General features: G+C 68.3%; 8 protein-coding genes. 5 read left to right on the top strand and 3 right to left on the bottom strand.

Annotated elements, in window-relative coordinates:
• Positions 1 to 162: 162 nt before the first annotated feature.
• The 3 genes from ACRDSQ_RS32805 to ACRDSQ_RS32815 all read left to right on the top strand — a co-directional run bounded on the left by ACRDSQ_RS32805 (position 163) and on the right by ACRDSQ_RS32815 (position 3560).
• Complete coding sequence (locus ACRDSQ_RS32805) at positions 163 to 1761, top strand: MFS transporter (protein ID WP_431426557.1); 1599 nt, start codon at positions 163 to 165, stop codon at positions 1759 to 1761.
• A gap of 166 nt (positions 1762 to 1927) precedes the next feature.
• Positions 1928 to 2269, top strand: coding sequence for a YciI family protein (locus tag ACRDSQ_RS32810; protein ID WP_431426559.1), 342 nt, complete (start codon positions 1928 to 1930; stop codon positions 2267 to 2269).
• A gap of 52 nt (positions 2270 to 2321) precedes the next feature.
• A complete protein-coding gene (locus ACRDSQ_RS32815; RefSeq protein WP_431426560.1) occupies positions 2322 to 3560 on the top strand; it encodes an RNA polymerase sigma factor in 1239 nt (412 codons plus the stop codon).
• Here ACRDSQ_RS32815 and ACRDSQ_RS32820 read toward each other — a convergent pair.
• Complete coding sequence (locus ACRDSQ_RS32820; RefSeq protein ID WP_431426562.1) at positions 3553 to 3768, bottom strand: hypothetical protein; 216 nt, start codon at positions 3766 to 3768, stop codon at positions 3553 to 3555. The two genes, ACRDSQ_RS32815 and ACRDSQ_RS32820, sit on opposite strands and share 8 nt — an antisense overlap.
• Before the next feature lie 339 nt (positions 3769 to 4107).
• On the opposite strand from ACRDSQ_RS32820, the gene ACRDSQ_RS32825 reads away from it, so the two are divergent.
• Positions 4108 to 4869 carry a GntR family transcriptional regulator gene (locus ACRDSQ_RS32825; RefSeq protein ID WP_431426568.1) on the top strand — a complete coding sequence of 254 codons (762 nt, stop codon included), beginning with the start codon at positions 4108 to 4110 and terminating at the stop codon, positions 4867 to 4869.
• A 65-nt stretch (positions 4870 to 4934) separates the two neighbouring features.
• Here ACRDSQ_RS32825 and ACRDSQ_RS32830 read toward each other — a convergent pair whose 3' ends face one another.
• Both ACRDSQ_RS32830 and ACRDSQ_RS32835 read right to left on the bottom strand, forming a co-directional pair.
• Complete coding sequence (locus ACRDSQ_RS32830; RefSeq protein ID WP_431426563.1) at positions 4935 to 5642, bottom strand: DUF2306 domain-containing protein; 708 nt, start codon at positions 5640 to 5642, stop codon at positions 4935 to 4937.
• Positions 5643 to 6048: 406 nt separating this feature from the next.
• A complete protein-coding gene (locus tag ACRDSQ_RS32835) occupies positions 6049 to 6501 on the bottom strand; it encodes an SRPBCC family protein (protein WP_431426565.1) in 453 nt (150 codons plus the stop codon).
• A gap of 261 nt (positions 6502 to 6762) precedes the next feature.
• Here ACRDSQ_RS32835 and ACRDSQ_RS32840 point away from each other — a divergent pair, with 261 nt between their 5' ends.
• The gene (locus tag ACRDSQ_RS32840; protein WP_431426567.1) at positions 6763 to 8007 is read left to right on the top strand and encodes an acyl-CoA dehydrogenase family protein; all 1245 of its coding nucleotides are present in this window, start codon (positions 6763 to 6765) and stop codon (positions 8005 to 8007) included.
• Positions 8008 to 8357 lie beyond the last annotated feature (350 nt).

Raw genomic sequence — 8357 nt, forward strand, 5'->3', positions numbered from 1 at the left:
GAGCCATGCGCGAGGCACTGGTCGCCCGCATGACGCCGACGAAACAATGTAACTGCCATAGGTGACACCGACGTCGCGAAAACGCTCGGTCGAGGCGCTGTCGATTTCGCGGTGGCTCGTTCGTCGTAGGTGCGTAGGACGACAACACGAGAGGAAAAGACAGTGACTGCCAACACTGCCCCTGCCAAGGCGGGGCGACGGGAATGGTTGGGGCTGGCGGTGCTCGCGCTGCCGACCTTCGTCATGGCCATCGACCTGTTCGTCCTGATGCTGGCGCTGCCGAATCTCTCGTCGGATCTCGGCGCGACCGGCATGGAACAGCTCTGGACCATGGACATCTACGGGTTCATGCTGGCCGGCTTCCTGGTCACGATGGGCACCCTGGGTGACCGCATCGGCCGCCGCAAACTGCTGATGATCGGCTGCTCCGCGTTCGCCGTGGCCTCGCTGCTCTGCGCCTACGCCTGGAGTCCCGAGGTCCTGATCGCGGCCCGCGCGCTGCTGGGCATCGCGGGCGCCACCCTCGGCCCGTCGACGCTCTCGCTGATCGGCACCATGTTCCAGGACCCGAAGCAGCAGGCCGCCGCGTTTGGCATCTGGGGAAGCGTGTTCACCATGGGCGCGCTGTTCGGCCCGGTCATCGGCGGCGCCATGCTGACGCAGTGGTGGTGGGGCTCGGTGTTCCTGCTGGGCGTGCCGTTCGTCATCGCCGCGCTGGTCCTCGGCCCGAAGTTCCTGCCCGAGTTCCGCAACGGCCAGCCCGGCAAGCCCGACCTGGTCAGCGTCGCGCTCTCGCTGGCCGCGCTGTTCCCGGTCATCTACGGCATCAAGTCGCTGGCCCGTGACGGTTTCTCCGCCGTGGCGGTCGTCGCGGTCGTCGTCGGTGTGGCCGCGGGCTGGGTGTTCCTGCGCAGGCAGCGCACCATCAGCGACCCGCTGCTGGACCTGAGCCTGTTCAAGAACAACACCATCGGCACGTCGCTGGCCGGGCAGCTGTCCTACAGTATGACCGGCGGCGGGATCATGCTGCTGATGATGCTGTACTTCCAGCTGGTCCAGGGCATGTCCACGCTCGAAGCGGGCCTGGCGATGGTCCCCGGCATGGCCGGTGGCGCCATCGGCTTCGCGGTCGGCCCGAAGCTGGCCAACAAGTTCCGCCCGGCCTACGTGATCTCGGCGGGCCTGCTCGGCGCGGCGCTCACCCTGGTCTGGATGACCCAGATCAGCGCCGACTCCGGCACCACCGCGCTGGTCGTGGGCTTCGCGATCATCGCCTTCTGCGGCGCTCCGATGGCGGGCCTGGGCACCAACCTGGTCGTCACCTCCGCGCCGCCGGAGAAGATGGGCTCGGCCGGTTCGCTGGCGCAGATGGCCAACGAGTTCGGCGGCACCCTGGGCCTGGCGGTCCTGGGCACCATCGGCACGGCCGTGTACCGCGCCAACGTCTCCGATTCCCTGCCCGCCGGACTGAACGCGGAGACCGCCGAGATCACCAAGGACAGCCTCGCCGGCGCCACCGTGGCCGCGGGCAAGCTGCCCGCGGGGGAGGCCGACGCACTGCTGGCCCCCGCCCGGGACGCCTTCACCGACGGCGTGCAGACCGTGGCCACCATCGGCGCGATCCTGCTGGCCACCATGGCCGTCGTCGTGGCGGTCAAGCTCAAGCACGTGGCTCCGTTCGGGGCCGCCCAGGCCCCGGCCGACGGTGACGGCGGAGACGACGCGGGTCTCGCGCCGGTCGCCGCGGAGGAAGCACGCTGATCTCCCGCACGTCCATGCCGATGGCCGACTCCGCTCGCGGAGCCGGCCATCGGCGCGCGTGCCGTCCACACGAATCGGGTATGAATTCGGGTGGCGAAGCTGTCGATTTCCGCCCGGCCCGTTCGTCGTCTGTATGAGAACAAGAAATCAAGAAGGGGAGCCCGACATGGCTCAGTACGCGATCCTGCTCTACTCGCCCGCACCCGCCGACCCGATGGACATCACCGAGGCCGAGCTGGCGGCGCACGAGGTCTTCAACAAGGAGATCGAGAAGCGCGGCACCCAGATCCTCTACCCGCAGGCCCTGCAGCCCAGCACCACGGCCACCTCGGTCCGCGGCGGCGCCATCACCGACGGCCCGTTCATCGAGTCCAAGGAGGTGCTGGCCGGCTTCTTCCTGTTGGAGGCCAAGGACTTGGACGAGGCCCTGGAGATCGCCAAGCTGGTCCCGACCTCGCCCGGCGGCGGCGTCGAGGTGCGGCCGATCTTCGAGCCCCCCGCGGAATAATGGCGCCAGGCGCGGGCCTGGTCACCGCGACCAAGCCGGTAATCTCCGCCGCATGACCCCGATCGAGCGCGCGGTGGCCGACGCGCACCGTCGTGAGTGGGCCTTCGTGCTCGCCGCGACGGCGCGCGTCGCCCGAGACATGGACCTGGCCGAGGAATGCGTGCAGGAGGCCTACGCCACCGCACTGCAGGTCTGGGAGCGCGACGGCATACCCAAGAACCCCGGCGCCTGGCTGACCACCGTCGCCAAGCGCACAGCCCTGGATGCGCTGCGCCGGCAGAACGTGTTCCGCTCGAAGCTTCCCCTGCTCGTGGAACCGGACGAGGCCGACATGAACTATTCCGCTGAATCGACCGGAGACGTCATACCCGACGACCGCCTCCGGTTGATCTTCACCTGCTGCCACCCGGCGCTGTCGGGTGAGGCCCAGATCGCGCTCACCCTGCGCTTGGTGTGCGGTGTGAGCACGGCCGACATCGCCCAGGCGTTCCTGGTCTCCGAAGCCACCATGGCCGCACGGGTCACGAGGGCCAAGAAGAAGATCTCCGCCGCCCGCATCGCCTACCGGGTCCCGGCGGCCGAGGAACTCCCCGACCGCCTCGACGCGGTGCTGACGGTCATCCACCTGCTGTTCACCACCGGCTACACCGCCCCGTCCGGCGAGCAGCTGGTCCGCGCCGACCTCGTCCAGCGCGCCCTGGACCTCACCAGGATGCTGCGCGACCTCATGCCCGACGAACGCGAGGTGTGGGGCCTGCTGGCCCTGCTGCTGGTCACCCACGCGCGCCGCGACACCCGCACGGACGCCGAGGGCCGCCTGCTGCTGCTGGAGGAACAGAACCGCACAGTCTGGGACCAGCAAGCGATCGAGGAAGGCCACGGTCTGGTCCTCGACGCCCTCCGCGGCGGCAACCCCGGCCGGTTCGCCCTGCAGGCCGCCATCGCCGCCCTCCACGCCACCGCGCGGCGGTACGAGGACACCGACTGGCCGCAGATCATCACCCTCTACGACGCCCTGATGCGGGTGTGGCCGTCGCCGGTGGTCGCCCTCAACCGCGCGATCGCGATGACCATGGTGTTCGGCCCGGAGGCGGGCCTGACCGCGATCGAGGAGCTGGAAAGCGATGGCAGGCTGGAGGGCTACCGCTACCTGCCTGCCACCAAAGCCGACCTCCTGCGCAGACTGGACCGCAAAGCGGAAGCCGCAGTGGCCTACCGTGCTGCCTTGGCACTGGCCGAAAACGACGCGGAACGCGCCTTCCTGACACAGCGCCTCACGGAAGTCAGCTGACCCCGGTCACGTCAGATCGACTTCCCACCCGGCTATCGGCGGCAAGGCGCACCGAGTAGGCGTCGGACAACAGTGCGGTAAGTACGGCGGCGGCGCTCCCGAGCGCGGCGAGCTGACCGCGCAATGCTTCATCGGTGTCCGCTTCGACCGAGTGCGGTGTCGGCACGACGTGCGCCCGACCCGCTTCGTAGGCGTGGTAACTCGTCACGACTCCGGGTGCCGAGCCCGCACTACCATCGCCGTGGGCTCATGACTTGTCCCCGATCACCCGACGCCGCCGCGCGAGTAGTTCGTCGCGACCATCACCCAAGCCACGCCGAACGAACTCGATTTCGTCCACTGACATCAGAACCACTTCCCCGGGTGGCGGTCGCAAGATCAGGTCGTTGTCGACGACGGCAAGCCGGATTGTTCGCGACCTGCCCGCGACGTCCCGGCCGGTGATGATCTGCGACCAGTTGAGGGAGCCGCTCGGATGGGTTAACGGACGGTAGTCTTGGCATCCTGACGTCCGCACAACCTGACCAGAGGGAGCGGAGTGACCACGGTGATCGACAAAGCCAGTGGTGTACCGGCATATCGCCAGCTCGCCGACGTGCTCCGCGGCCGTGTTCGCACCGCCGGATATGCACCCGGTTCGCAGATTCCGTCCGAGCGTGACCTGGTCGCCGAGTTCGGCGTCTCGCGCCCGACGGTGCGGCAGGCGATCGAGTTGCTGCGCAATGAGGGCGTGCTGCTGGCCGAACACGGCCGCGGCATATTCGTCCGGCCGATCCCGACCGTGCAGCGCCTCGCTCGGACCCGACTCAGTCGGGAGGCCCGCGAACGGAACCAGGGGACGTTCCTGGGCGACGCGGCCGCGGGCGGCTGGGAGCCGTCGGTATCCGTGCGGATCCACGTCGAGCCCGCGAACCAGCGGGTCGCCGATCTACTGCACCTGTCTCCTGGTGCCGAGGTGTGCGTGCGCGATCGGCTGATGCGCGCCGACGGCAATCCAGTTCAGCTCGCGACTTCACGATTGCCGCGTGAGATCACCCGTGGGACGGCCATCGAGCAAGTGGATACCGGGCAGGGCGGGGTCTATGCGCGCCTGGAAGAAGCGGGTCACCGGCTCGGGCACTTCGAGGAACTGGTGAGCGCTCGTCAGCCCACACCGGAGGAGCGCTCAAGTCTCCAACTGACGCCCGGCATTCCAGTGCTGACGATCACGCGTGTGGCGATCGCCGACGGTGGATATCCGGTCGAGGTCAACGACATGGTGTTGAGTGCTGAGCGGTATCAGCTGCACTACGTACTGCCCGCCGAGTAGCGCGATCGGCCAGAGCGCGACGAAGCCGCGCCCGGAACACCCGAGCGCGGCTCCACAAACGACGATCAGGCCTTGACCCCGCCAAGCCCACCGATCCGACGTCCACGAGTCCGATTGAGCCACCAGCCCAACAACACGATGTTGGCGGTCCACCCCAACCACCGGGCAGCCTCGATCACCAGCGCGAAGTTGATCTCACCGGGGATCCAGCCGAGCACGAACGGCATCCCGATCATGAACCCCCAGATCACCTGGCCCCACATGATCGCGATGCTGTACAGCATCAGCTGCCGGTGCGCCGCGTAACGCCGCTGCCGCAGCTTGATCCATCCCAGGATCGCCGCCCCGGTCCACAGTGTCGCCGACATCGCGACACCGATCTTCCCCACCGGGTAGGCGACCGGCAGCATCACCAGCGCGAGAATGCCCGACGGCACCGCGCCGAGGAACACATACGCCCGGCCGATCCACCGGTGCGCCTTGGGCTTGGTGATCCGCAGTCGCGGCCACACCTGCAGCACGCCCGTGACCAGCGAGATCGTGCCCGTGAACACGTGTCCGACGATCAGCCAGTAGTGCGCGGGATTCTGCAGCGGGATGCGCGACCGCGTCGGGTCGAGCGCCGCCCAGGGAGGTAACTGGTAGATGAGGAATCCGATGACCAGCAACGCCATCGGGATCATCCACGGCGCACGCGGAATCGTCCGCCCCGGTCGCTCGCCCGCCGTGTCCGTCGGCAGCGCCGGAGCGATCCTTTCCATTTCCTGTGTCACGGTTGATCTCCTCTGACCTGGCTCGACTGGTCCGACCGGGACAATGATTCGCCCGACCGTGCGAGGCGACATCTTCCCGAGTGCGGTCTTCGTCACTTTCATCCCAGGCTCGGGAACTTTCCCGTGAACAGCAGTGGAGCCGCGGTCCCGACTGTCCTCAAGAGACAGTGGGGCCACGGCTCCACGAGATCACCCGACCCACCCGCGACGTCCCCGCGCGTGGCCGCGTGGGGCAGGGCGCGGCTCGGGGACCATGGCCGGCGGTATTCGCGCCCGGATGGCCCCTGGCCGCGTTGTCGGGAAGACCAAGCACAACCCGGTACTACGGTCTTCCCTCCGCCTTGCCAGGAACCATCCGGATCACGAATCCCACCGACCATGGCCCCAGAGCCGCGCCCTAAACCACTCAGGCCTTGGCCAAGTAGTTCGCCAGGCCGTCGAAGAAGCCGCCCCAGCCCTCCTTGGCCTTCTCCAGGGTCTCCGCGTCCAGGTTGCTGTCCTGGTGCACGACCATCTCGGTCTTCTCACCGGCCGGGGTGAAGGTGACGGCCATCGACTCCGGCGGCGCGTCCGGGTGGTTGTTGTCCAGCAGCGTGAACACCAGCTTGCGCGGCGCGTCGACGACCTCGTAGTTGCCCTGGAACGGGTACCGCGAGCCGTCCTCGTCGGCGACGATGGTGGCCTTCCACTCGCCGCCCACCTTCGGGTCGAGCGCGACGTCGGCCACGGGCGCGGTGAAGCCGGGGCCACCCCACCACTGGGAGAAGCGCTCGGCCTCGGTCCACGCCGCGAAGGCCTGCTCCGGGGTGGCGTCGAGCAGGCGGGTGATGGTCAGTTCGCCCGTCGAGGAATCAGTCATCGAACTGTCCTTTCTGAATGCATTCGGTCTGGTCGGACTGCATGGTGGACGGCGCCGCCACGGTGGGCCCGCGGGTCGACGCATCCGCCTGAAGCCTTGTGGTTCAAGCGTTTGCGCGCACCTTCCAAAATGCGGTCCTGTCCCGAACTTCGCATCGAGAGAGAGGCGACCGCCCGCGCGCCTGTGTGAGGCTGCTTTGGCGGCCGAAATATGGGGCGGACGAGCGGCGCCATCCCTCCGAGGTAAAGGATCTGCGCAGCGATGACACTGACCACGAACATTGCCGAGCCCATCTTTGCCGGTCCACCCGAGCCGGACCTGACCCCCGCCGAGGTCATCGCGCGCGCACACAGGATCGCCGCGACGCTCGTCGACCGGCAGGCGGAGACCGAGCGGCGCACCTTCTACGCCGAGGACACCCACGAAGCGTTCCGCGACGCCGGTTTCTACCGAATCCTGGTGCCGCACCGCTTCGGCGGCCACGACTTCGGCATCGACACCTTCATGCGGGTCGTGCAGATCCTCACCCGCGCGTGCCCGTCGACCGGCTGGATGTACTGCCTCGGCGCCGCGCACGCGCACGTCGTGGGGACGCTGTTCGAGGAGCGCGTGCAGGAGGAGGCCTTCGCGGGCGGCGAGTTCATCGCGCCCGCCACGGTGATGCCGTCCGGCGAGGCGGTCCGCACCGAGGGCGGCTGGCTGCTCACCGGCACCTGGAGCTATTGCTCCGGCATCCCGTATGCGTCCCACTTCGTCGGCCACACCTTGGTTTCCCGCGCCGAGGGCGAGCCGCCGGAGCCGATGATGTTCATCGTCGACAGCTCGCAGTGGACCCGGCTCGACGACTGGGGCGGCCAGCTCGGCCTCAAGGGCAGCGGCTCGCACAGCATCGTCATGGAGAACGCGTTCGTCGCCGACTACCAGACGATCGCCACGCACATGAGCCAGGTCAACGTCACCGAGGGCACTCCCGGCCGCAGGCTGCACACCAACCCCGAGTACGGCGGCGGTCCCCTGAGCTTCATGGTGCTGGAGGACGCCGTCCTCGCGGTCGGCATGGCCCAGGGCGCCCTCGACGCCTACGGCGACCTGATGCGCAGCCGCACCACCATGTTCCCGCCGATCGTCGGCCGCGCGGAGAACGAGGACTTCCAGTTCTGGTACGGCGAGGCCACCGGCATGATCGCCACCGCGGAAGCCGCCTTCCACCAGTCGATCCAGACCTGGCGCGAGCTGTGCGAGCAGGGCCCGGAGGCGTTCACCGTCGAGCAGGAGCTGCGGATCGCGGTGATCTGCCGCGAGGTCGTGCGCCTGTGCTGGGACGCGGTGCAGAAGTACCTGTTCCCCACGGCCGGTTCCAGTGCGGTCCGCCAGGGGCAGCGCATCGAGCGGGTCTGGCGCGACCTGTCGATGCAGCACAGCCACGCGGGCATCTCGATCTTCCTGACCACGATCGCCAAGCGTGAGCTGACCAAGCTGGAGTTCGGCGTCGTCGACGAACACTGACCGCGCAACGGAAATCGGGGGCGACTTCACTGAAGTCGCCCCCGATTCCTGTCTGTGCCTAGCGCCTGTCTCGCAGTGCGGGCACACCCCAGCCGCGCCGGATGCGGCTCCTGGCGGCACGGCCGGATACGCCCGAATACACCCGGTATGAGTGGCGATCCGTCCGCACCGCCAGGAACCACCCCGATCACGACTGGCGCGCACCCGCACTTCGAGACAGGCGCTAGCACTGTGCCTGAAAAGGCATACTTCGCTGCATGTCCGCACCCGATGACGCCCCAGCGCCTGCCAGAGGCAACCTCCCTGCCTACATGTACGACGAGCCGCAGGGTGAGCTGCCCAGGCCGCTG

Source organism: Actinokineospora sp. (genome assembly GCF_050699995.1).
Taxonomy (GTDB): Bacteria; Actinomycetota; Actinomycetes; order Mycobacteriales; family Pseudonocardiaceae; genus Actinokineospora.